The following is a 22199-nucleotide window of genomic DNA, read 5'->3' on the forward strand; positions in this document are numbered from 1 at the left end:
GACGCCCTGTCGGTCTGCCCCCGTTTACCCCCCGAAAACCCCCATCTGCGGTTGACAATCAGTGACAAGAGGCGATCGGTCTCTGACCGTGTCTGTGCAGCTCAGCTCTTATTTCTGACAGTCAATGACAAGATCGAGATAGCTACGGACGGTAACAAGGGGTTTTGACAAGCAATGACAAGCCCTGAACGAGGCTCAACCTGAGGTTCTCCTGGGTTCAAATCTCCCCGATCCCCACGAGGGCTGGCCTGGCAGAAAAACCCCCGCGGTCACGGTAGCCGATACGTGCATGTGGAGTGAAACAGGAGTCTCAGGTCGGAGCACCTCGCCGGCCTGCGCGGCATGGCCCAAACCCTCTGAGCTACCCGCGGAAACTCTCCGCGGAACCCGGGGCGTTCAACTGAGCTGCTTGCGAGCTAGCCGGCAACAGCATACAAATGATCAGTGCACTGGGGCGGGGCTCGCTGTGGTTGTCTTGTGTCCCCACGCTTGGAGGCTTTGGCCCATGATCCGCTTGCCATGTCCAAGATGGACCTAGACTAGCGCCCGTCTCCTCGGCTTCCTCAGCGCGTTCGATCCAATCGGTCAGTACCTTTCACGAGCATTGGCAGGGGCTCTGCCGAGCCCGAACAGGCAAGGTCGCCGGTCGCGTTAGTCGTTGTCCGGCGCTGGAGTTCCGGCCGCTTGCCGGATTAGGTCCAGTAGAAGCTGCTGGTGCGCGGTCTACGCATCGTCTCGGCTTTCCGCATCGTGACCAGCGCGGCCGGAACCGTCGGTCTGCTCCCCGGGTCCCAGACGCCGCTGGTCCGCTAATCCAAGGAGGGGAGATCGCCGCCCCGATTGCGTGCCGCCTGAGCGACGCCGCCGCCATGATCGCCGGCATCGCACTGTCGATCAACGGCGGCTGAGCAGCCGGTTAGTCATCCGCCTGGGTGCAGAGTTTTCTGGACCCAGAGGACCATTCCCTTGGTGAGTTCGGACAGGGGCTGAACCTGTCGGACCCTCTGCCTCCGCTGAGATTCGGTCAGTTTGCGGGCCAAGCCCTCATCCCAGTACTCCTTTATGACCTCGGCGATCAGGTCGTACAGCTCGGGTGAGGGCGGCGGTACAGGTGTGGGCAGCGGCAAACCGCTGACGTCGAAATCCTGGTGAGGTGGATCGCTGGGGTCGTCGTCATAGACCACGGCAACTCCTCGAAGGCGTAGGTGCACCAAGCGTAAGGACATCGGCGCATGCCGAATACCGACCGATATCTGCCGTGGTCGTGCCAGGAAGTGGCAGAAACCTGACCTGCTGGTGAGTCGACGGACCGGTGGGCGAGCACAAGTGCCTACGCTGTAGCCCGCGCGGCCGAGAAGGGATGTCCATCACCGGTGACCGTCCATGTCGCGGTCCTCGACCCCCTGCCGATGTATAAGCAGGGAGTGGCCGCGACCCTGTCCGCGATCGGTCACATCGTCGAGACGCCTGAAGACCCGCTGGCATGGGTCCGCCGGTCTCCGGGCGCGGTCGTGCTGTTGACGTTGATCGGGCACGGCGACTGGGATCTGCTGTTCCGGCTGGGGGAGGAAATGTCACCCCATTCGGTGATCGCTGTGGTCGAGGACGACGTCGTGGTCCTCGGCGTTCGGGCGGTGCGTGCCGGTGCCCGCTCGGTGATACCGCGCTGTGTCACCAACGAGACGTTGCGACGCACGATCGAGGCCACGCTCGACGGTCAGGCGGTCCTGCCCGCCGGGGTGGCGGTGGCGCTGGCCTCCGGCGAGGAACACTCGCTTCCCCCGGCGGAACGGTTGGAGTGGCTGCGTCAGCTTGCCGAGGGAGTCACCGTGGCGCAGCTCGCCCAGCGGGCCGGGTACTCCGAGCGCGCGATGTTTCGCCTGTTGCAGGCTCTGTACAAGGAGATCGGTGTACGCAGCCGCCTTGAGGCCATCATGCGGGCTCGTGATCGGGGTTGGTTGCCGAGAGCTCGTCCAGCACCGGCTGCAATGGACCCCGGGGGCGGCCGCGGAGGTCGATACGGCTGACCAGGAACCGCAGGAGTCTGCGTAGGCCCTCGCTCTCCGGTGCCCCGGACCGTGACTCCCGGAAGGCCTGCACGGCGTCGTCGACCGGAACGTCGCGGTCGAGAACGTCATCGCACATCGCGAGTGCTCGGAAGTCACCGGCCGCGAAGTCGCGGGGATCGTGCCGGTAGCGGTCGCCGGACTCGGCGGCCAACTGCCGAAACCGCATGCTGGCGATGGCGGGGCGGCGCTGGCGCCGGGCGACCACTGCCTCGAGCGCGAGCACGACCAGCGAGTGGCCCGGGCGCCGGTAGCGTCTGACCGAGAGGATCTCCTGTGCAGCGACGCCCAGTTCGCCGTTCTCCAGGTGCACGAGACAGAGGGTCGTTCGAGCTCGGGTCAGGATGGCCGGGTCGTGCAGCTGCTGGGCCAGCTCGACCGCCTCGGCAGCACGGGCGTGTGAAGCCGTCTTGTCGCCTTCCCAGAACAACAGGTCAGCCTCGCCGTCGGCGAGCGCCGCCCGATGCCAACGGCCGGCGCTGTCGTTCGCCCAGCGCTGCGCCTCCTCGATCCACCGGCGGGCGTCGGGCAGTTGGGCGAGCTCGGCATGCCAGCGGGAGAGCTTCAGGGCGAGGGTGACCCTGCGGGCCGCAGCCCGGCGGGCGGTCGGCGTGTCGGGGTAACCGTCCTCCGAGGGCAGGCGGTATGCCGTCTCGACGTGATGGATGGCTTCCGGGAACCGTCCCCAGCGCCGGTAACAGTCGGCCAGGCCCTCGAGCCCTCCCATCCGGAGGACCGGATCGCCGAGCTGCTCGGCGCCGTCGAGCACCGTCCGATAGCGCGCGAAGGCCTCCTCGGCATCGTTGTCGAGCCAGGACATCGCGGCCAAGTTGGCCCCGATCCTGAGCTTCGCCACCTCGTGCCGGTCCTGTTCGGCGTGGGCGAGTGCACGCTGATAGGCGGCCCGCGCCTCGGCGAAGCGTCCGCGCGAACGGTGGATGCCGCCGATTGCACTCTCGTTGGCCATCTCGAGGTACGGGTGGCCGAGACGACCGCGCAGCGTGTCGCGGGTGTCGAGCAGCAGGAAGGTGTTGTTTCCCTCGCGAAGCCGGTCGTGGGTGTTCTCCAGCAGCTCGTACGCCGACTCGAACTCGCCCGCCTCGATCAGCGCCCGCAGCTCGGCGAAGTGAACTGCAAGATCAGCCACGGATCGTGGATTCCGGTTGCGCATCTCCTTGAGACGGGCCGCCACGTCGGACGACAGGTCCCGAGCACCTCCGTCCATACGCTGGAGAATCGCGTCCGCGTCGGCGTCCGTGAGCTCGTACCGGTCGCCGTCCCGCCGCACGAGCATGCTGTCGGTCAGTCTCTCCAGCGCGTGGAGAGTCTCCTCGTCGGCCGCATCGTCGAACAGAGCCAGAACGTGCTCCTCGGCGACCGGGATCCGAAAGGCCGCCAGCGCCTCCAGTACCCGGCGAGCCGGTGGCTCAAGGTCGTTGAGCAGCAGACTGAGCAGGGTTCCGGGCACCTCCCTCGGTGCGAGGCCGGACAACTCGTCGACCAGCGCGCGCAGCCGGACGCGGTGAAGGGACAGCACGCAGACCGCGTGGAACAGGTTGGTGAGGCGTGGGTTGCCCTGTAGTACCCGGTAGAGCTGGCCGAGCCCTTCGTCGTCGAGGCGCCGCACGCGCGAGGAGCCACCGGGGCGCTCCCGCAGCAAACCCACAAAGTGGTCGTAGTTCAGGCGCGCGATAGCGATCGGTGGTTCAGTCACGGCCCACGTGCCGTCTGACGGGGAGGTCGGCACGACGCTGGTGACCAGCACGACCGAGACACGGTGCTCTGGTCGCGCGCTCAGCGACTCGAAGGCCTCGTCCAAGGCGCCGTCGGTGAGTACGGCGCCCGGCCCCAGCAGGTGCTGCGCATCCTCGACGACGATGACGATCGTCTTGTCTCCGATCGCGTCCAGCGCCGCCTCCAATCGGGCTGACGAAGACTCACCCGGCCGCAGTTCGGCCCCCGGGGCGGTACCACCCTCGATGCACTCGATGAGGGTCTTCGTGTCCAGTAGGGCCCCGTCGACGGCTGGTGTGCGGAACACCTGGACCTGGCTGCCGTCCAGACCGCTCAGTACCCTGCTGACCAGCGTCGACTTGCCGACCCCGCGCGGCCCGACCACAACGACCACGCCGTACGGCCCGTCGACCAGCCGCTTGCGCAACGCCACCCGTGCCGGTTCGTGGAAGGCCGGGACCGCACTGCCGCCCGTCGTTCGTCGGGGACGGGAGCGCGATGCGTTGGCGTCGGCTCCCGGCAGGATGAACTCCAGGGGAAGTTGCAGCCGGTCGGTGTCCTCGATCTCGTCACGGGGGAGGAGTTTGGTGGCGGCATGCGCGGCGAGCCAGAAAAACCACTGGCGGTCGGCCGGTGTGAGCAGTGACCGACCGGAGAGGATCAGCCCGATCGCTGTGAGACAGACGAGCCGTTGTTTCGGCCAGTCGCCCAGCAGACCGTTTTCGTCCGCGTATTCGTGTTCGGCGCCGTAGATGCCGGAGATCAACTGGCGCATCTCCCGGTCGAGCTTCGAGGAGAGCTTTCCATAATCGGTCTGCGGATGCAGCAGCGCGTCCCTCAGCGCGGCCTGGTTCAATGCCTTCTGCTCGCGCAGGCGCATCGCGATGGTGGTGCACATCAGATAGCACGGATCCCACGCCAGGAGCCCGCGCGGGCGGTATCGCGAGAGGTCGATCAGCCAGTAGTGAGGCGGATCGCTAGCCTCCGTGGCCACCAGCAGGTTTCCCGGATGCAAGTCACCATGGGTATGCCCGCGGAAGGGATACAGATTGACGAGGTCACCGAGCGCGCTGTGGGTGGCCAATGCGAAGGGATTGACGAGGTCCCCGTCCGGGTGACGCAGCCAGGTCTTCGGAGCGGAGACGAGGCCGGCATAATTGTCCGCCCAGGTGTGCAGGATCCCACCCGGCTCGATCCGGTCTCCCAGCAGCTCCTTCAGGACCCGCCCGGCGGTCATCGGACCATTCGTCACCGTGTTGGCATTCCAGTCGAGGAGCAGCGACCGGATGATGGCCTTGCAGGTCGCCGCTGGATCATTGTGCTTTTCGAAGATCTTGTCGAATCCGATGGTGTGGTCGAAGCCGCCCCCCGCGACCTGCTGGAAGGTGATCCATCCGCCTCCCATCAGAGGCTTGACGGGAAAGTTGTAGCGCACCAGATGGTCGAGCCTGAGCGGCTTAACGTGCCACTCCGCCAGCTGATTCGCTTCGAGTTCAGTGAGAGCCCGCTCCGGCGCAGTGTCCACCTTGATGATGGTTCCTTTGCTGGATCCCGTCCTCCCCTGTGCGTACACGCCGAACACCCGGGCCGACGTGAAACCCGAGGCCGACCAGTTGACCGGGGTCAGACGGACGCCGGTGTCCTGCGCCCACGACCTGAGCGCGGCCTTCGCTGGTTCCGAATCGAGCTGGTCGAGGATCTGCTCGAGCCCATGGTCGCGCTCCATCGCATCCTCCTGATGTCCGAAGGGGCGGGGGGATCAGGGTTGTGGGGCGGTGATCAAGCTTTCGACGGCGGCCATGGCGGCCTGGACCGGGCGGATGAAATCGGGGCGGAACTCGGAGTGCTCGTACGGGCCGATGAAGTCGGCGAGCTTTGGCGGGGTGGGGATCTCGGTTGTGCCGGACGGGACGCGCGGCATCACGGTTTCGTACTCGGTGACCAGCTCTCGTAAGTAGTCCTCGGTGGACTTCAAGGAACGGACGAGCTCAGGTGCGCCATGGAAGACTTCGCCCTCAGCGTTCACATTGCGGATCATGAGTTCGAGGCTCAGCTGCGCGTCGAGTAGGAGTTGGAGTTGCTCGTCGTACGTGACGACTCGCAGTTTTCCGTCTCCCGCTGTGGTGTGGATCTGGGCTCGGGCGCGCAGCAAGCGGCGTGCGCGTTTGACCGCGTTGTACAGCACCACCAGTTCGGCCAGGTAGCGCTGGCGGGTTTCGCGGATGGCGGTCGCGCGATCCTCGGCCAGCTTGAGTTGCTCGGCCCGTTGTTCGGCCTGACGGTTGAAAGCCTGGTAAAGCAACGAGACGCCGCCACCTAGCACGACCACCAAGAGGAACTGGAGCAATGTCTTGTAGCCATCGGCGCCGACCACTCTGGCGGCGGATTCGTGCCAGATGATCAATATCGCTGCGGCGGCCATGGCGATCAACGCGCCTGACGCGAGCGCCAACGTGAGGCGGCGGGGCAAGGAGCCTTCGAAGCGATCGATAGTGCTGAGCTTAGCCGGAGTTTGTTGCTACGCCGCGCACGTGGCAGTTCGACCGGGCACGGCAGGGGCCGCCGTGCCGGTGACCTCAGGATTTCAGGGCGGCGGCCGTGGCGGCGAGGTCCACACCGAGCAGCTGGCTCAGCTCGCTGACCTGCGGAGGTGGGGTGCGCAGCGGACGACGGGTGCGGGCCCCGGAGGGGGGCCCGCCCACCGCACCGGCGACGAGGGAGAGCGGCGTACGCACGGAAGACAACTCGTACACCGACCACATCGCCGTGCGCGAGTCGACCAGCAGCATGATCCGGTCGTCGCAGGCGACCAGCACCGCACGGCTTCCGGCGCAGGCCACCGCCACCGCCGCTCGACCGCTAACCCGCCGCACCGTGGTCACCACGTCGGCGGCGGCCCGCTGAGGGTTGCCGGTGACACCGTCGACTCGCCAGACACCCTCCTCGAGGCGTACGGCCAGCCCGGCATCGGCGAACGCAGACCGGGCCTCGGCGTACGGGTCATCCTTGGCGCCGCGCGCTAGCTCGACGGTCTCCCGCAGCGCGGACGCACTCGCCACCACGGCGAACAGATGCCCCGCCGGCAGCAGCAGAGCCTCGGCCAGCGCGAGGTCGGTCTCGGCCACCCACTCGACGGCGTCCCGCCAGGCCGCGGTCACCAGCGCGTCCGCGTCCTGGCTGCCGTGCAGTCGCGCGCCCTCCCGCAGGGTCGCCACCACAAGGGCGAGCCACGCGTACAGGTGCGCGAAGGCTTCGGCCGGCAGCTCGTCCAGCGCGTTGTCGTCGGGCACCAGCGCCCACGCCAGCCACCGCAGATCGGTACGCCAGTCGTCGTCGCGCCACATGCCTTCGGCGAGCAGCGTGAGGTACATCGACGCGGCGAGCATCCGCAGGTGCATCGGTGGCAGCGACCCACGGTCGCTGTCCACCGTCGGCGTGCTGACCGCCTCCGCCCACCGGGTGGCGAAATCCCGGTAGCGGGCCCGCTCGCTCGCGGTCCGCTGGTCGACGAGGTTGCCGTCCGCCGCCGGGTCGTCGCCCGTCGGCGCGTCGGGGACTATATCGGCGTCCTCCTCGGTCGGCTCGTCCTCGCGTACGTCGTCGACGACGAAGCTCGACCGACGGTCGCCCACCGTCGGTGGGCGGCGCGGGAAGACGAGGCGGGACAGATTCGGCCCCAGCACGCGGTCGGAGTCCTCCAGGTAGTCCCGCCAGCGGTCGCTGTCGGTGCGAACGTCGAACCCCTGCCGGTCCGAGAGGGCCGGCGCGATGCGGGGCCGGGGCGGCACGAGCGCGGTCAGCCGTTCCAGGTCGGCGGTAAACCGCGCGGCGAGCGCCGGATCGGTGAACACCTCGATCGCCTCGTAGGGCGCTCCCCGGCCGAGGCGCGGCGCGTCGTCCGCGTCCCGTACCGGGCGGCACCGGGCCGGATCGGTGACGAAGACGGCCGCCGACTCCACCCGTACGCCGCCGACGGTGACGACCGTGCGCACCGCGCCACCGGTCACCTCCGTCAGCACGAAGAGGGCCGTGGCCTGGCCGACCGGAATGACGCCCATAGCCTGCCAGGTGCCGGGCTCACCGGAGGGCGAGGTTTCCACCACCACCCGTCCGGTGACCGGGGCGGCCAGCTCCACCAGCAGCGTCCCGCCGACGACGGCGCAGCCCAGGAGGACCGGTGCCGGGCTCCCTGCCAGGCTCGTGCTCCGGCCCGCCCGTAGCTGGGCCATCGCCGCCTCATTCGGCTCCTCACCCTCGGGAAGGAGTGACACTGGGTGGGGTGCCAGCACGGCCAGCTCACAGTTGCCGCCGTGCTCGGTGCTGCGCAGCAGCGCCGAGGCGGTGATGTTGGCGCTCCCGGTCAGGCCGTGGGTCACCCCGGCGGGCGTCGTCCACTCGACCACCTTGCCGTGCAGCGCCGGGCCGGCCGCCAGCACCCGGAACTCGCGCTCTACGGCCGGCTCAGTCGCCCGCAGCAGTGCGCCGCCCTCGAATCGGCCGAAGGCGGGCTGCACCGCGACGCGTACCGCGTGGGGTTTCATCCGGTCGACGAGCGCGCGCACGGCCGCAGCCTGCGGGTCGTAGAACGGCGCGGCGAGGCGCAGCTCCGCCACCGCATCGGTGGGCAGGCGACCGAGCAGCGAACCGCGCAGGTTGCCGACCACCCGGACCTGCGACCAGCCCTCATCGACCTCCACCGGGCGCATCCGCCCGGCGACTTCCCGGAGGGTCAGGGCGATCCAGCTCGGTACGGCCACCACCGTGGGCAGGTCCACCAACCAGTCCGCCACATCGTGCAGCAGCCGTGGGCCACGGCCGAGGCCGCTGCGGGCGGTGAGCCACACCTCACGGTTGTGGCCCCAACCCGAGGCCGTCGGGTTGCCGGAGCCGACTGCCACCCAGACGTCGTCGTCGCCGAGCAGGACGGCCAGCTTCGGATGGAACGCGCGCCGGCAGACCGCGTGGCCGTGCTGGTACGCCCGACCCGCGCGCCGCACGTCCACCGGGTCGTGCACCGCCTGCCCGGCGTCGGCCAGCACGGTTATCCGCGCGCCGAGCGCCCGGGCGGTGGGCACCGCGAACCGCTCCAGGAACCCCAGGTCGAGGGTGTACCCGGTGACCATGAAGTCCCGCAGCCGGGCGCCGTCGAACCGGTCCCGCCACCGTTCGAGCAGGCTGAGCGGCGACCGGAACGACCACTGCACCTCGTCGGTCACCGTGCCACGTCCAGCAGGGCCAGTCCGAGCGGGGTAACGGGCTGGTGCACCTCCGGGGTTAGCAACCCCAGCTGGACGGCGAGCCCGGCGAGCTGGTTGATCCGCAGCCCGATGTTGTCCCGGCTCTCCCGGGTGGCCGCCACGTACGCTCCACCGCGTTCGTGTAACCGGCTGGGCATCGACATCGTGCCGTCACGGTGGACGATCGCCTTGCGCAGCGCCACCCGCCGGGACTGGGCGAGCATGTCGTCGACCAGCTGGCGACCCAGGTCGCGCAGCGGCCGGTCGACGTACTCGGTGCGGCGCTGCGCCACCCACGACGGGTCCAGGTAGGCCCGCCGACGACCGAGGAAGTAGCGCCGGGCGGTCCCGGTGAGCAGGTCCGCCCGCCGTGCGCCGAGCAGCAGCAGCGCCACCTTGGCGGTGAGCGTCTCGTCCTCTCGCAGGGCCAGTTCTGCGGGGAGCGGATCACCGCGGCCGTCCACGAGGCCGGGCAGCCCCGCCTCCAAGCCGGCGACCGTGCCGGCGGGGAGCTGGTCGGCGAACCAGTCGCGCAGGTGCTCCCGGGTGACCGGCCCGTTGCGGTGCACCTCGCCGACCAGGGTGGCCCAGAGGTGACGCCACGCACCCACGGAGTGGTGGCGCAGCAGGACACCCCGCCACGCCTGGGTCCGGTCGTCAGCAGCGAGCACCGAGTCCTCACGCGCCGCCGCCCCGTATGCGACGGCCGTCCGGAACGCTCCCACCCAGGTCGGCGCGGCCGGGTGCAGCTGGTAGGCGCGGGCGAGGATCCGCAGGGTCGCCCGGCGGGTCTGGTCGTCGCCGGTCCAGTCGTCCGGGTCGTGCCGGCCGGCGACGGTCGCGGTCATCAGCGCGGTCAGCGCGCTGAGGTCCTCGGGCCGGCCGGCCAGCGCCGCCGGCTCCTGCACCCCGGCGTCGCGTTCGGCGATCTCGAACAGCGGGGCGAACATGTCGACGATCGACGGCGGGCAGGGGTGCCGGCCGCTGCGCAGGGCGCCTCGATCCACCGTCACGGTGCCCAACTTGATGCTCGACCCGCCGTACTGGGACCAGAAACCCCAGGCCCGGGGCGAGTAGGACCGTTGGCCCTCACGGTCGGCGACGCTGAACTCGCGGCCCGGCTCCGGGGCGAGCCGGACCAGGGCGTCCACGCCGTGTGCCGGCGCCGGATCCGGACCGTCCGTGCCTGCGGCCCGGGAGATCACCGCGAGCGCCACCTCGGTCCGCCGGATTAGCCGCCGGCACCGCTGTTCGTCCAGGCCGGTGGCCTCCGCGTGGGCGGCCAGCGCCCAGTAGAGGGCGTAGTAGCGGGCGTAGTGGCTCAGCGTGGAGACGCCGGGGACGAGGATGCCGACAGCCGCCATGACCGGTGCCTCCACGGCCAACGGGTATCGGCCGGCACGCGCCGTCAGACCTGGCTCGCCCCAGGCCGGGCCCTCCACGGCGATCGACGGTGCGATCACGGTCGGTGTCCCCTCGCTGACATCTCGCCAGTGTCGTCCGTCCGGACCGTGTATCACAACCGCCGAGCGGGCAACCACTATGGATTAGGGACGGAGCGGCTGCCAGCGGCATCGCCGAGCTGCATGTCCGCGGATGGAGATACCCACCGCGAGCATTCACCGGTCGTCCTGTTGAGGCCGACTGCGGGCAAGGCTCAACTTCGGAATTTACCCTCGAGATATCAGCGAAGAAGATCCAGATCAGACGCTTTCGGCCGAAGTCAACGGGTTCCTGCTGAACGACCTCGGTGAGCTTTTCGAGGAAGTCGTCGCACCAGCCGCGGGGCAGATACAACTCCCGGTCATGACCGGTTTCTGCCCTGGCCAGCCGTGCCGTCGCTCCAATTGATGTCCACGGTGTCGCTAAATTTGCGTGAGCTCGAGAGTCGTGCCGAGGGTAATCGGCGGTGGGGCAAGGTTCGTCTCGCCCCACCGCCACGAACCCCTGCTCGCGGTACGCGAGTCGCGACGGGCGGGCGCACACTGTTTCCTGGCGACAGCACGCCCCCGACGGTGGGGGAGCGGGCGCGGTGGAAACCAGCTGTCATGTCGGCCGACCCCCGTTTACCCCCCGAAAAACCCCGTCTACCGTTGACGATCAGTGACAAGAAACGACCAGTGTTTGATCGCGTCTGTGCAGCTCAACGTTAATTTTCGACAATCAACGACAAGTTCGATTTGGTTACGGATGGTAACAAGGGGTCGTCGGTTCGAATCCGGCCGTCCCGACTGGTATTCACCAGCGGATATAGAAAATCATGTGTGATCTTGCGGTAACGCTGGCGGTAACGGAGATCGCTTAACGTGGGTTGCATCCCTCGATCCCGTTACTGCGGAGGTGCAGCCTCATGGCTGTCTACAACTACCGCCTCGCCAACGGCCAGACTCGCTGGTTCTTCATCATCGATCTCCCGCCGGATTCGAACGGGCGGCGCCGCCAGCACAAGCGGCAGGGTTTCCCCAATCAGGCCGCTGCGCTGAAGGCGGAAGATGACGCACGTGCTGCCTACGGCGGCGCGGACCTCGGTGCCGACGGTAGTGTCGCCGCCGAGCTGGAGAGCTGGCTCAACGAACGCGAACTGGATGTCCAGGAGACGACGCTCAGCAACTACCGGGACATCATGCGCTGCTACGTGGTGCCGCACATCGGCACGCGGCAGCTCTACGCCCTCGACAAGCGAGTGATCCACGAGCTGTACAAGAAGCTGCTGAAGGGCGGCGGCAAGAACGGCGGCCCGCTGTCGGCGACCATTCATTGGCGACGTCGCCGGCGCACGACGGTTGAAGAGGCAAGCTGAGCTCGGAAGGGCCTGCAGCTTCAGCGCGGACACTCCTGTCCTCCTGGCCGATGGCACCACCAAGCCGATCAAGGACATCGAGGCGGGCGACACCATCCTCGCCGCGGACCCCGAAACCGGCGAGGAGGGCGCCGGCGCGCCGCTATCTGGGACGGCTATCCCACAGGCAACACCCTGACCAGGCACCTCTGGTTGGTGACCTCTTTGGCGCGCCCGAAGGTGTCAGCTTCCCCGCGCGGAGTGCTCGCCGTTGCTGTCGCCTCCGTGACTACCGGTTCCACCGTGAGCACTCGACGTGCAGTGCGGTGTAGGTCCGGCGTTGGTCGAGGAGGCCCCGAGATTCGGGCTTGTCGGGCCGTCAGGCATGTGCCGAGGCGCGCCAGAGGCGAAGTGCTCGGTCGCGAAGCGGCTGGGAGAGTTCGCGCGAGTCCTTCATGTCGGCCAGTACGTCGCGCAGATCCCGGGTAGGCCAGCCGGCGTCCAGCCAATCGAGTGCCAGTGCCGGCCAGTAGCTTCCCCATGCGGTGAGCGCGAACCGCACGAGGGCGGGAAGCGGTGTGTCGGCTATAGGCACGTCAGACAGCTCCGCACTGACGTCGCTCGGGGTGCGCTCCAGCAATGGCAACAGCCACACGAGCCGGTCCCCGGCCGGGTAGACCAACCCGTCGGCGGCGCCATGGATTAGCCAAGTGTCGACACCATCCCGCACCAGGAGCAGGCCGTTGTTGATCCTTAGCCTCGGATGGAGACGATCGTCGGCAGGGCCCATGCCGAACAGCCTGTCATGCCCTGATAAGGCGGGCGTCGACCCGTCGGTAGGCTCGGTCGGCGACGCCTATGACAACGCCCTGGCCGAGTCGACGATCGGCCTGCTCAAGACCGCGCTGATCAAACCACGTGGGCCGTGGCGGACCTGCGACCACGTCGAGATCGCCACCCTGGAGTACGTCGACTGGTACGACCGCCCACGAGGCCAGCCGGGAACGCGACGAGATCGTTCGACTCGATGACCCGAGGTCCAGAAGTGGACTGACGGAGTTGTCGGCAGGCGTCGTCAGCGAGTGCCTCGTCCTCAGCGCCGACCTCGGTCTGAACCCCGAGGCGTGCCGGCCGCCACGATTTGCTTGTCCGGCTCGCGCCCAACCCACCACACCGGCGGGTCACCAGCCGAACCAGCGGGAGAGGATGGCGCGGATGGCGGCGAAGATGCCACCGAGCGACACCGGTGGCTTCGGCTTGCGCGGGCTGGTGGTCTCCTTCCAGACGATCTTCTGGTGCTTGGGCGCGCCCAGGTTTCTTGGTGAACCTGCTGTTGACCCACTTGCCCACTCTTCAATTCCATGACTGAGGTCGACGTCGAGGCCGATCCGCGGGCCAGGTGCGGCGACAGCACCGCTCACCTCGGACCCCGGCGTCTGAACACTTCCCCGTCTGATTGGCAATGTCAGGTTGAAGCGCGGATTTTGCCGAGGAGGGCCATGGCTTCGGATGCGGACTTGATAGGCCGGTCGCTGGATGGCGATGTCGACGCCTTCGTGGAGGTGGTCGAGCGTCATGAGGCCGCCGTCGGTTCGTACCTCGTTCGCAGGGCGGGGCGGGACGCGGCTGAGGACCTCCTGGGCGAGGTTTGGGTTGCGGCGTTCGAGTCGAGGCGATCGTACGACCGGTCGTACAACGATGCGCGGCCGTGGCTGTACGGGGTGGCGCTGAATCGTTTGCGACGCTACTGGCGGTCCCGGCCGGTCGAGGACCTGGTCGCGGACGTACCGGACCTGGCTACCGGTTGGGATCCGTGGTCGGCGGTCGACCTCGGCGTGGACGCCCGGGCGGTGCTCCGGTCGGCCCTGATGCGGCTCAAACCCGAAGAGCGGGAGGTCCTGAGGCTCGTCGCCTGGGAGGACCTGACCGCAGCGGACGCTGCGCGGGCTCTCGGCATACCCGCCGGCACGGCGCGGCGGCTGCTCAGCCAGGCCAGGACAGCACTGCGCGACGCGCCGGGGGTGTCCGCGCTTCTGAAGGACCGCAACAGCGCGAGGGAGAGACACCGATGACCGACGAGCTCGATCTGGTCGGTGCGTTGGGCAGCGCAGAACCACTACGCCCGGAGGCGTACCAGCGGGCGCGGGCGGTGCTGCGGGCGGCTATGGCCGACCCCGGAACCGTGCGGCTGCTGGGCGCGATATCAGCGGAGGACACGACTATGGAGGCGACTTCGACGATGGAAACGACGACAACCACGCGGGACCACGAAACCGGCCCGGCGACTCAGCCTCGCCGCCGGATCGGTATTGCGGGCCGGTTGGGCATCGGCGCCGGGGTGGCGGTTACCGCAGCGGCGGCAGTCGTCGCTGTCGTGCTCAACGGTTCGGCAACCGGGGGCACGGAGGCCGGCAGCGAGACGTCGGCCGCCACCTCGGGCTCGACCACCGTCGACGGGTCCGCCGAGCGCACGCCGCTGATGACCCTGGCCGGGTCCATCAAGACGGACACCCCGCCGATGGGCGACGCGTGGCTGGTGAAGGCGACGCAGGTCCACGGCACCAAGACCATGCAGGTCGTCTACACGCTGTACACCGACGGCCACGCTATCTACACGGGCAACAGCGTGAAGGACATCAAGCGTGCCATCGCGCGGCACCAGGACCAGATGACGGACGGCGGCTACGCTCTGCTCCTCACGGCAGCCGTCGCCGCGGCGGACAGCAGCCCGGCCGACGGCCGGACCCAGATGCTCAAGGCAGCCAAGGATCCGCTGGTAGGCCTCGACCCCGCAGCGCAGAAGGCGGTGTGGGACAAGCAGCAGGCGGAAGCCCAGGTGATTGTCAAGCAGAAGGGCGGCAACGCCGAGCCGACGCCGTACAGCCCTCAGGCCGTTCAGCGGCACTTCGACAACGCCCTGTGGTCGTACAGCACCCAAGCGCTGTCCGCTGGCGACGGCAACACGCAGGTCCGGGCCGGTGTGCTGCGTCTGCTGTCCACCATCTCCGCGGTCAGCGTCAAGAACTCGACCACTCACGGCAAGGCCACGCTGACGATCACCGCCGGCTCCGAGGTGTTCGGCGGCGAGGGCAGCGAGGTGCTGACCATCGACGCCCAGACCGGCATGCTGGTCAAGGACGTCTCGACCGTGCCGGGCCTGGCCCAGGCCACCACGACGTACGAATCCTCCCGCGTGACAGAGGCCGACCTGTAGGCCGGGAACTCCCACCCGCCAGCCTCCCGCCAGATTGGCGTAACGCGCCCGGCGTTCGATAACGGTGCGGGCCGCCCAGAGGCGGCCCGCACTGTCGTTTTGTTGTTCGCACGGCCCGTGCCTGGCTGCGATGATCGACGCGTGACGTACATCCCGGACCTGGTGCCCTATGACTACTACCCGGGTGCCCCGGACGCTATGGCCATTGGTTGGCTGGATTCGAGCATGCCCTTTACTGCAGGAGCCTGCCCGCGAGACGTTCGAGATCGGTTGGTGAGCCTCGGTGCCACACCAGTACGGCTCATGCGTGGGTACCACTACTGCCAGTTCTGCCAGGCCACGGTCGAGCCTCGGCGCGTGATTCGTGCCGACATGCGGCTCTACGAAGCTCCCGATGTTGCGCGCGGGAACGGCGAGATCTGGCTCACCGGAGTGGACGGGACGAACTTCGCCGCACCGGCGCTGATCGGCCACTACGTTGAAGAGCATGGCTACCTGCCACCTGATGGCTTCATCGAGGCGGTTCGGACCGGTGTCCCCACCCCCGGCGTCGCATAGCGGCCGACCAGCTTCTGCCACACTCCTGTGGTGATGCGGTCGAGCGGTGCGGCATGACCTCCCTGTAGAGGTCGAAGTGGTCAGGCGTTGCTGCTCCCGGGATGGCTGGCGCCGGCTGACGTCTCGTTTCGCCTAAGGTCACGTCTGAGGCGTGTTGCAGATCGACGTGTAGCGTTGCGGCTGAGCTTGCTTGAGTCCGCCGCGGTTCCGTCATTCGAGACACCGATCCCACGGGCAACGTCCTGAGCAGGCTCTCCAGGCTGGTGACCTCTTCGGCGGATCCGAAGGCGTCAGCCTTGGCGCTCCCTGCGGAAGCGGTAGGGAGCGTCCGCTCATGTGGGTGTGCGCGCCTTTGGAAGGATGTGAGCATGCCCAGCCGCTCCTTCCCTTTCTCGCCTCGCAGCAGTCGGCAGTTGGAGCGCGGAGATCTCATCGCTGTCCCGTGTGAGCCATCTGGCTGGGCCTGTCTCCAGGTGGTCGACCTTAGACGTCAAGGGCCGGGGTCGCTCACCACGTTCATCGCCGGGTCCCTGCCGTGGCGTGGCGACGAACCGCCTACCGTGGACGACGTTGCGGGATTGGCTGTACGGGAGCAGGGCCTGACGCGCATTGAGGTCTTTACCGAGGGAGGCCTTCAGGTGGTGGCGGCGGGGGTAGTCGACACGAACTTGCCGTCGCACTACGAGGACTCCGGGGTCGGGGCCGTCCATAAGGTCTGGGGTTGGCGTACCACGATCCGTAGGGCGCAGGACGCGGCTGCCTCTGTCTGACATGTGCGCTACCGGCGCTCCGGCGGCTGAGCTGCCGATCAGTCAAGCCAGCAGATCACCGCGGCATCATCCCTGGCGGCTGCAGCGAAGAAGGTCTGGACGCCTGGCAGATAGTGGGCCACCCACGCAAGTTCGCTGGTTCCTTCCCAGGGGCCGGGGTAGATGTCGGCCCGTTTCAACTCCTGCGGGTCGACGCCCCGGATGAGGCCGTCTTCGGTGAGCGCGGCCAGTCGCGAGGCCGCCGTCGCTACTTGGATTGGTGTCAGATAAGAGGGTGGCCCGTAGCCCCAGTCGTCTTCGAGGTTCTCCAGGAAATCGAACATCTCCTCGCTGTCAGGCTCGACGTCTGGCAGCTCCACGAACCTCTCCGCGCCTAGGACCAGCGGAATTTCGAAGCCCAGCCGATCGAGTAGGAAGTCAAGCCCGTTCCATGCCTTGTCGGTAGCCGCCCAGCGTTCGGAGTTGTCGTCGCGTTCCGTCATGGCGAGTTCGTAGGCCCAGCCGAGGTCAGTTCTCGCCTGCTCCAGTTCGTCCGACGAAACGCGCAGCCAGTTGCCGTTCATGCTCACCGCGCGAGCCTAAGTGCTGGTTACGACAGTTCCGTCGACAGCGGGTGAACGTCTCCGGCAACCTGGCGGCGCGATGCTCTGCCGCTGACAGGCGCGGCGATCGTGAGCGTGCTCCCCGATCGGCCGATGCGGCTGCGAGAGTCAGCGCTGGCGCCAACCGAAGCACTGGGCCGGCGGCTCACGGTCGGCGGTCGGCGGTCCGATGCGAGCCCGCGTACGCCTCGAACTGCAGAGCCGCGTACGCCATGAAGTACACAGCAGCCATTGACGTCGGTACGTCCGCGAGGGCAGGCCGAGAGCATTCGTCGACTACGCTAAGTCACCGCAAGCGGGGACGGCGATGCCCGGATCTGCCGAATTGCGGATGCTGTGACAGCGCAGACCCGGCACCCTGGGCCCGCCAGGTCCAGCGCGAGGTGAAAGCCTTGCCCAATGATCCATCGCCATCAGGAAGACCCTTCCGGGCGTCGCCCGACGCCGGAAGTGCGCATCGTGCATCTGAACGGCCCGGCGTTCAAGGCCCTCGCCCTGGGTGACCTGGCAGAGGCGAACACGGCCAGCCCTGTTCCGCTCTCGGCCTACTTTGCCGGCCCGGACTGGCGAGGTGTGTGGCAGATGCGTAGCAGACAGGTCGAGGAAGACGCGACCAGCGCGGCGTGGGTCACCGGCGTCATCTGGGACGAACAGCGGCATCTGGCGGTGGGTCGGGCCGGCTACCACGGGCCTCCGGACGCAGCGGGGATGGTAGAGATCGGTTACGCCGTTGACCCGGCGCACCGGCGACGTGGCTACGCCCGCGCGGCGCTGGAAGCCCTGCTGCAGCGTGCCACCGATGAGCCGCAGGTTCATACGGTTCGGGTCACCATCAGCCCCGACAACCTGGCCTCCTACGAGCTGGCATCGCAGTACGGCTTCATCGAGGTCGGGCAGCAGTGGGACGACGAAGACGGCTTGGAGATCGTTTATGAGCTTGCCGCAAGTCGACCGTAGGCACACTTGATCTTCCGCTCATGCCGCTGGTCGGGCGATGATGCCGATGGATGTACTCGCGTAAGCACACCTTGTCGGCGCCGGCTACTGCCGTGCGGCGCCCTCCTCGACCTGGTCCAAGAGCATGGTCGCCCCCCTGAGCTGCCGGCGGAGCTCGACGATCGACAGTGGGCCGGCCACGACGACGACCACAGCGAGGAGCCACCACCATGGGTTCTCCATGATGGCGAAGGCCGCGGCCACCACGGCGAGGATTCCGCACAGTACGGGCAGCAGGACGATGCCGATTCGCTGTCGGACGCGTTGCCGCGCCAGCGTCACTGCGGCAGCCTGAACCCGGGAATCGTCCGAGAGCTGTCCGCGGTCGGCCGCGCGGACTGCGGACACCCGTTCGTCGGCCGTTAGCGGTGGACCTGCGACTGGATTGAGCGCCTTTTCTGCCCGAGCCATCGCCAGCGTCATGGCGGAAACGAAGATGACGCCGCCGACAAGGCTACCCACCAGGGCCGGACCGATCCCGTAACCGAGGATGACGCCCGACGTGAGAGCCATGGTGGCGGCCCACAAGATGCCGATGAGGACACCGCGCCGCCACACCGGCCACCCCATGATCATGTACCTCACCAGACCGATGATAGATGACCATCTGTCGCCCGGCATCCGCACATGCCGCGATTCGGGCGACGGCCCGCGTCCACCGGTTACTCATCGTGAGTGGCGGAGGTAGGTCGCCAGGGCCGCCGCCGTCGCGGCGTATGGAGCGCTTAGCGTCTCGGACCTCTGCACATTGGCGTAGCCGCATCTGCACTGGAACCCGTACGCCGACACCATCGTCGCCAGCCCACCCACCGACACGGCACTCACCGGCATCATGACGCTCGGCCACGCTGCCGAAGACCCAGCAGTGCCCAACGCCCACCTTGCTAAACGGCGGCGACCCACCGATCTGGTCACCTGGATGCGCTAGGCAAAACCCACCCCGTGTCTCACGAGACATCCCGAGTCTGGAGAAGGACGGGTGGCGGGCGATCGCCTTCCGCGACACCGACGGGGTGTACCTCCAGTCCAGGGCCGGACGGAACCTGACCACCTACTTTCCGAACCCTCGGCTATTGCATCGGATGCACGCGCCGGCGCCGGGTCTGTGGATCTAACGGCACCTCTCTGTGTCAAGGCGTTGGCAACAGAGAGGTCTCCAACTTGTTGAATCCACAGACCCGCGGCTGGAGTAGTAGAGGCGTACGAAGACGCTCGAAGGTTCGCCAAGCAGTGTGTCTCCTCGACTTCATCGCGATGTCCGTCGCGCCCGACCGCCGGCCGCCCGAAGCGGACTGGCAGTTCCGGTTCTATGGTGTTGAGGACGTGGTTGCCAGGGTGACGGTCTCCGGCGACGGCCATCGCCTTATCGCCGAGCCGTGACCGATCCGTCCCAGTACCTGCTTGACGAGCGATCTAGGTGTTCTCCCTAGAGAGGTTGGCCGTGCTGGTCGTGTTTGCCCGACTACCACAAATCGACGCCTGTGGTCGGGCCGGGGGTGCGGCACCGGTCGGTCTCGATCAGGGTCCCGTCGATGTTCACGTAGTCATAACCGGCGGCCTTCGCCGCGAGCAGGGCGCCGTGCAGGCTCGGTGTCTGGGCGGCGAGTACGTCGATGCCCACGTTGAGGTAGTCGTAGCTGGTAGAGACGCTGATCTGGTTGTCGGTGGCGAGTTGCCGCATGCGGGTGCCGTCGAGAAACCAGCGCAACACCAGAATGGCCTGCTCGCGGGCAGGTGCGGCGCGGGTGCCGGCCCGGGTGCCCCCGGCGGGCGCGCTCGGCGGACAGTAGTCCGGTCAGGAAGTCCACGGTGTGCAACTGGACCGTTGCGCGGAATGGCTCACTGGGCAGCCTCACAGCTGGACCTGCCGACCTGGCCGACTCCGGCTACGAAGGCGCTGGCCAGGGCATCCACACCCCCTACAAGCAAACCGCCGACGGCCGCCGCCTCGCCGTCGACAACCGAACCCACAACGCCATCCTTCGATCAATGCGGTGCCTCGGAGAACGCGGCTTCGCGATCCTGATCGGCCGCTGGCGCACTTTGCGGCACAGCACCGCCAGCCCCCGACACCTCGGCGACATCGTCCGAGCTGGGCTCCACCCCACGCATTACGAATACCGGCACCTGCCGGATTCTTGTTGAGATCACCTCTGTGGGGATGGATTCGTCGTCCATGTGCCTCGAAATTTCTGACCGCCCGGTCATTCAAGCCGAGCCGAGCCGGTGTATTCGCCGCGCACCGATGGCCGATTTGTCGCCCCATAACCCCGATGTGGCGCACATTGGATGGCCACAGGTTGTGAAAGCACTGCTGCCCGCGCAGTTGCATCTCTCTCAGCTTGTCGACTCCTCCGAGGCGTGTGACGGTTTTCGGCCTGCCGACGCTTAGGCGGGACAGGCTTGACCTCCCGTTTCTCATACGGCTCGTACCGGAGCGTTCCAGGCAACCAGGTCCAGGGGCAGATGTTGCCAACCCCGCGAGAATTGCTTGTTCACGCAGGTCAGGGGGTGGAGGGCGTTTAAAATCTTGTGTTGATCGATCCGCCGAAGCGTAACGTTTGGTCCTCTCGGGGAACCCTTTTGTCAGATGCGTCCAGTGTCAGGTCAAGTGGCTGTGGAGGGTGTTATTCATCTCACGGCTCACTCGGACTTACCTTTCGATTGACCTTGGAAACGTATGGCAACTAGCCTGACGCCCCGGCCCGCATTAGGCACCTTGGCGCCTACCGGCAGCGGCGGGCCTGCCAGCCTTTCCCCTGCCCATGAAGACGGAGACATGCATGCCTGGCGGCAGCCAGCCCTCGACGAGATGGCACCAATGACGTCAGTAGAAACACCTTTGTGGGCGCTAGGGCTCGGCATCCTCGCCCTGCTCGTCTACCTGGTGGTGGAGCGGGCGCGGCACCGTCGGTATCTGTCGCGGCTGCCGACGCGGATCGTCGTGAACGGGATTCGGGGCAAATCGTCGGTGACTCGGCTGGTCGCTGGCGCGCTGAGGGCGGACAGCCGGCGGACGGTGTTCGCCAAGACCACCGGCACGGCGGCCAGGCTGATTTATCCGAATGGCCGGGAGGTGCCGATTCGCCGTGGCCTGGGTGGTGTCAATGTGATCGAGCAGACCGGTGTGGTCCGGCGGGCGGTGCACGCGGACGCGGACACGCTGGTCATCGAGTGCATGGCGGTGCTGCCAGAGTTGCAGCAGGTCAACCAGGATCTGCTCATCGAGGGCGACGTCGTGGTGATCACCAATGTGCGAGAGGACCATCTGGAGGAGATGGGACCGACGCTCGATGACGTCGCCCGGTCATTGAGCCGGTCGATGCCGCAGGGCGGCACGGTCGTCACAGCCGAGCGGGACCGCCTGCACATTCTTCAGCAGGAGGCCGATCGCCGCGGCTGCAGGCTGGTCGCTGTCGATCCGGACAGTGTCACCGACGCCGAGATGCGCCGTTTCCGGTGGATCACGTTCAAGGAGAACGTGGCGCTGGCGCTGGCGGTCGCCCAGTTGGGCGGGATGGAACGGGCCACCGCGTTGGAGGGCATGTGGCAGGCGGCGCCCGACCCCGGCGTGCTGCGGGTGGACGCCTGCTCCCACCAGGGGCGGCGTTTCGCCGCGGTGAACCTCTTCGCGGCCAACGACCCTGCTTCGACGTTGATGAATATCCGGCTGTTGCAGGAGCGTCGTCTGATTGGTGATCGGGTCGCCGTGGTGATCAACTGCCGGCCGGACCGGATTGAGCGCAACGGCCAGATGGGAACGATCATCCCTGACATCGACCCCACGCGGGTGTTCCTCATCGGTACTCCCACCCGTAGCGCTTCGCAGCTGATCCCGGAGCGGTGGCGTGAGCGCGTGGTCGACCTCGACGGCGAACAGCGCAGCGGGGCCGAGTTGCGTGACGCGATCGTGCAGGCGCTGGGCGCGGGTGGGACCGGCACCGCGCTGCTCATGATCGGCAACATCCATGGCCGCGGCGAGGAACTTCTCGAGGCGCTGCACGAGGTCACGGTCGCCGCGACGGCGGCGGCGCCGTTCGACGAGCTGTCGCACACCCTCGAGCGGATCTACAAGCTAGACACCGCTGCGGAGCCGCAGGCGGACACGAAGGCCTATGCCGACCTGGACGCGACCGTGGTGCTCTCCCGCGAGGACCTGATGGCAACCGCTGTGCTCAACAGCGCGCACATCGCCGTCCTGGCCGCCAACCGCCGCCGCACCACCCGACCTTGAGCAAGAAGG

Annotated in this window: 18 protein-coding genes and 2 pseudogenes; 10 read left to right on the top strand and 10 right to left on the bottom strand. The window is 67.6% G+C overall.

Annotation, left to right across the window (positions count from 1 at the left end; genetic code table 11):
• Positions 1 to 920 precede the first annotated feature (920 nt).
• Positions 921 to 1184, bottom strand: coding sequence for a hypothetical protein (locus ABZT87_RS29440; RefSeq protein ID WP_355139557.1), 264 nt, complete (start codon positions 1182 to 1184; stop codon positions 921 to 923).
• A gap of 189 nt (positions 1185 to 1373) precedes the next feature.
• Between ABZT87_RS29440 and ABZT87_RS29445 the strand changes: the two genes are divergently transcribed.
• Entirely contained in the window at positions 1374 to 2027 is a 654-nt protein-coding gene (locus tag ABZT87_RS29445) for a DNA-binding response regulator (RefSeq protein ID WP_355139559.1), read from the top strand.
• On the opposite strand, the gene ABZT87_RS29450 is transcribed toward ABZT87_RS29445, so the two are convergent.
• The 4 genes from ABZT87_RS29450 to ABZT87_RS29465 all read right to left on the bottom strand — a co-directional run bounded on the left by ABZT87_RS29450 (position 1933) and on the right by ABZT87_RS29465 (position 10416).
• A complete protein-coding gene (locus ABZT87_RS29450; RefSeq protein WP_355139561.1) occupies positions 1933 to 5526 on the bottom strand; it encodes an AAA family ATPase in 3594 nt (1197 codons plus the stop codon). The genes ABZT87_RS29445 and ABZT87_RS29450 overlap by 95 nt on opposite strands.
• A 33-nt stretch (positions 5527 to 5559) precedes the next feature.
• On the bottom strand, positions 5560 to 6231 hold the full coding sequence (locus tag ABZT87_RS29455; RefSeq protein WP_355139563.1) for a hypothetical protein: 672 nt from the start codon (positions 6229 to 6231) through the stop codon (positions 5560 to 5562).
• Between the two features lie 145 nt (positions 6232 to 6376).
• Complete coding sequence (locus ABZT87_RS29460; RefSeq protein ID WP_355139565.1) at positions 6377 to 9016, bottom strand: hypothetical protein; 2640 nt, start codon at positions 9014 to 9016, stop codon at positions 6377 to 6379.
• Positions 9013 to 10416 (bottom strand): hypothetical protein, encoded by a 1404-nt coding sequence (locus ABZT87_RS29465; RefSeq protein ID WP_355139567.1) that lies wholly within the window; start codon positions 10414 to 10416, stop codon positions 9013 to 9015. Before ABZT87_RS29465 ends, ABZT87_RS29460 begins: the two co-directional genes overlap by 4 nt.
• A 971-nt stretch (positions 10417 to 11387) precedes the next feature.
• Between ABZT87_RS29465 and ABZT87_RS29470 the strand changes: the two genes are divergently transcribed.
• Positions 11388 to 11837 carry a hypothetical protein gene (locus ABZT87_RS29470; protein ID WP_355139569.1) on the top strand — a complete coding sequence of 150 codons (450 nt, stop codon included), beginning with the start codon at positions 11388 to 11390 and terminating at the stop codon, positions 11835 to 11837.
• 358 nt (positions 11838 to 12195) lie between these two features.
• On the opposite strand, the gene ABZT87_RS29475 is transcribed toward ABZT87_RS29470, so the two are convergent.
• Positions 12196 to 12606: a hypothetical protein gene (locus ABZT87_RS29475; protein WP_355139571.1), complete on the bottom strand. Its 411-nt coding sequence runs from the start codon at positions 12604 to 12606 to the stop codon at positions 12196 to 12198.
• 28 nt (positions 12607 to 12634) lie between these two features.
• On the opposite strand from ABZT87_RS29475, the pseudogene ABZT87_RS29480 reads away from it, so the two are divergent.
• Positions 12635 to 12847, top strand: a pseudogene (locus tag ABZT87_RS29480) (integrase core domain-containing protein); the annotation flags it as partial.
• A gap of 150 nt (positions 12848 to 12997) precedes the next feature.
• Here the strand turns inward: ABZT87_RS29480 and ABZT87_RS29485 are convergent.
• Positions 12998 to 13237, bottom strand: coding sequence for a hypothetical protein (locus tag ABZT87_RS29485; RefSeq protein ID WP_355139573.1), 240 nt, complete (start codon positions 13235 to 13237; stop codon positions 12998 to 13000).
• Between the two features lie 78 nt (positions 13238 to 13315).
• Here ABZT87_RS29485 and ABZT87_RS29490 point away from each other — a divergent pair, with 78 nt between their 5' ends.
• From ABZT87_RS29490 to ABZT87_RS29500, 3 genes are all read left to right on the top strand, one after another.
• Entirely contained in the window at positions 13316 to 13888 is a 573-nt protein-coding gene (locus ABZT87_RS29490) for a sigma-70 family RNA polymerase sigma factor (RefSeq protein ID WP_355139575.1), read from the top strand.
• Positions 13885 to 15030 carry a hypothetical protein gene (locus ABZT87_RS29495; protein WP_355139577.1) on the top strand — a complete coding sequence of 382 codons (1146 nt, stop codon included), beginning with the start codon at positions 13885 to 13887 and terminating at the stop codon, positions 15028 to 15030. The genes ABZT87_RS29490 and ABZT87_RS29495 overlap by 4 nt, the downstream gene beginning before the upstream one ends.
• A gap of 141 nt (positions 15031 to 15171) precedes the next feature.
• Positions 15172 to 15588, top strand: a complete 417-nt coding sequence (locus ABZT87_RS29500; RefSeq protein ID WP_355139579.1) for a hypothetical protein — start codon at positions 15172 to 15174, stop codon at positions 15586 to 15588.
• An 808-nt stretch (positions 15589 to 16396) separates the two neighbouring features.
• Here the strand turns inward: ABZT87_RS29500 and ABZT87_RS29505 are convergent.
• On the bottom strand, positions 16397 to 16921 hold the full coding sequence (locus ABZT87_RS29505) for a DUF1877 family protein (protein ID WP_355139615.1): 525 nt from the start codon (positions 16919 to 16921) through the stop codon (positions 16397 to 16399).
• Between the two features lie 438 nt (positions 16922 to 17359).
• Between ABZT87_RS29505 and ABZT87_RS29510 the strand changes: the two genes are divergently transcribed.
• Positions 17360 to 17917, top strand: a complete 558-nt coding sequence (locus ABZT87_RS29510; protein WP_355139581.1) for a GNAT family N-acetyltransferase — start codon at positions 17360 to 17362, stop codon at positions 17915 to 17917.
• Between the two features lie 84 nt (positions 17918 to 18001).
• On the opposite strand, the gene ABZT87_RS29515 is transcribed toward ABZT87_RS29510, so the two are convergent.
• Complete coding sequence (locus tag ABZT87_RS29515; protein ID WP_355139583.1) at positions 18002 to 18541, bottom strand: hypothetical protein; 540 nt, start codon at positions 18539 to 18541, stop codon at positions 18002 to 18004.
• Between the two features lie 645 nt (positions 18542 to 19186).
• Between ABZT87_RS29515 and ABZT87_RS29520 the strand changes: the two genes are divergently transcribed.
• Positions 19187 to 19336, top strand: a complete 150-nt coding sequence (locus ABZT87_RS29520; RefSeq protein WP_355139585.1) for a hypothetical protein — start codon at positions 19187 to 19189, stop codon at positions 19334 to 19336.
• Positions 19337 to 19421: 85 nt separating this feature from the next.
• Here ABZT87_RS29520 and ABZT87_RS29525 read toward each other — a convergent pair.
• Positions 19422 to 19806: pseudogene (locus ABZT87_RS29525) on the bottom strand (IS5/IS1182 family transposase); the annotation flags it as partial.
• On the opposite strand from ABZT87_RS29525, the gene ABZT87_RS29530 reads away from it, so the two are divergent.
• Together ABZT87_RS29530 and pgsB are read left to right on the top strand one after the other, a co-directional pair.
• On the top strand, positions 19766 to 20101 hold the full coding sequence (locus ABZT87_RS29530; protein WP_355139587.1) for a transposase family protein: 336 nt from the start codon (positions 19766 to 19768) through the stop codon (positions 20099 to 20101). The pseudogene ABZT87_RS29525 and the gene ABZT87_RS29530 overlap by 41 nt on opposite strands.
• Before the next feature lie 676 nt (positions 20102 to 20777).
• Positions 20778 to 22190, top strand: coding sequence for a poly-gamma-glutamate synthase PgsB (gene pgsB / locus ABZT87_RS29535; protein WP_355139589.1), 1413 nt, complete (start codon positions 20778 to 20780; stop codon positions 22188 to 22190).
• Positions 22191 to 22199 lie beyond the last annotated feature (9 nt).

Source organism: Micromonospora sp. NPDC005237 (genome assembly GCF_040607775.1).
In the GTDB taxonomy this organism is placed as follows: Bacteria; Actinomycetota; Actinomycetes; order Mycobacteriales; family Micromonosporaceae; genus Micromonospora.

Excerpts from the sequence above, each read along its gene's own strand:
- ABZT87_RS29450 (WP_355139561.1), bottom strand. The coding sequence starts at position 5,526 with ATGGAGCGCGACCATGGGCTCGAGCAGATCCTCGACCAGCTCGATTCG.
- ABZT87_RS29470 (WP_355139569.1), top strand. The coding sequence starts at position 11,388 with ATGGCTGTCTACAACTACCGCCTCGCCAACGGCCAGACTCGCTGGTTC.
- ABZT87_RS29475 (WP_355139571.1), bottom strand. The coding sequence starts at position 12,606 with ATGGGCCCTGCCGACGATCGTCTCCATCCGAGGCTAAGGATCAACAAC.
- ABZT87_RS29490 (WP_355139575.1), top strand. The coding sequence starts at position 13,316 with ATGGCTTCGGATGCGGACTTGATAGGCCGGTCGCTGGATGGCGATGTC.
- ABZT87_RS29495 (WP_355139577.1), top strand. The coding sequence starts at position 13,885 with ATGACCGACGAGCTCGATCTGGTCGGTGCGTTGGGCAGCGCAGAACCA.
- ABZT87_RS29505 (WP_355139615.1), bottom strand. The coding sequence starts at position 16,921 with ATGAACGGCAACTGGCTGCGCGTTTCGTCGGACGAACTGGAGCAGGCG.
- ABZT87_RS29510 (WP_355139581.1), top strand. The coding sequence starts at position 17,360 with ATGATCCATCGCCATCAGGAAGACCCTTCCGGGCGTCGCCCGACGCCG.
- pgsB (WP_355139589.1), top strand. The coding sequence starts at position 20,778 with ATGACGTCAGTAGAAACACCTTTGTGGGCGCTAGGGCTCGGCATCCTC.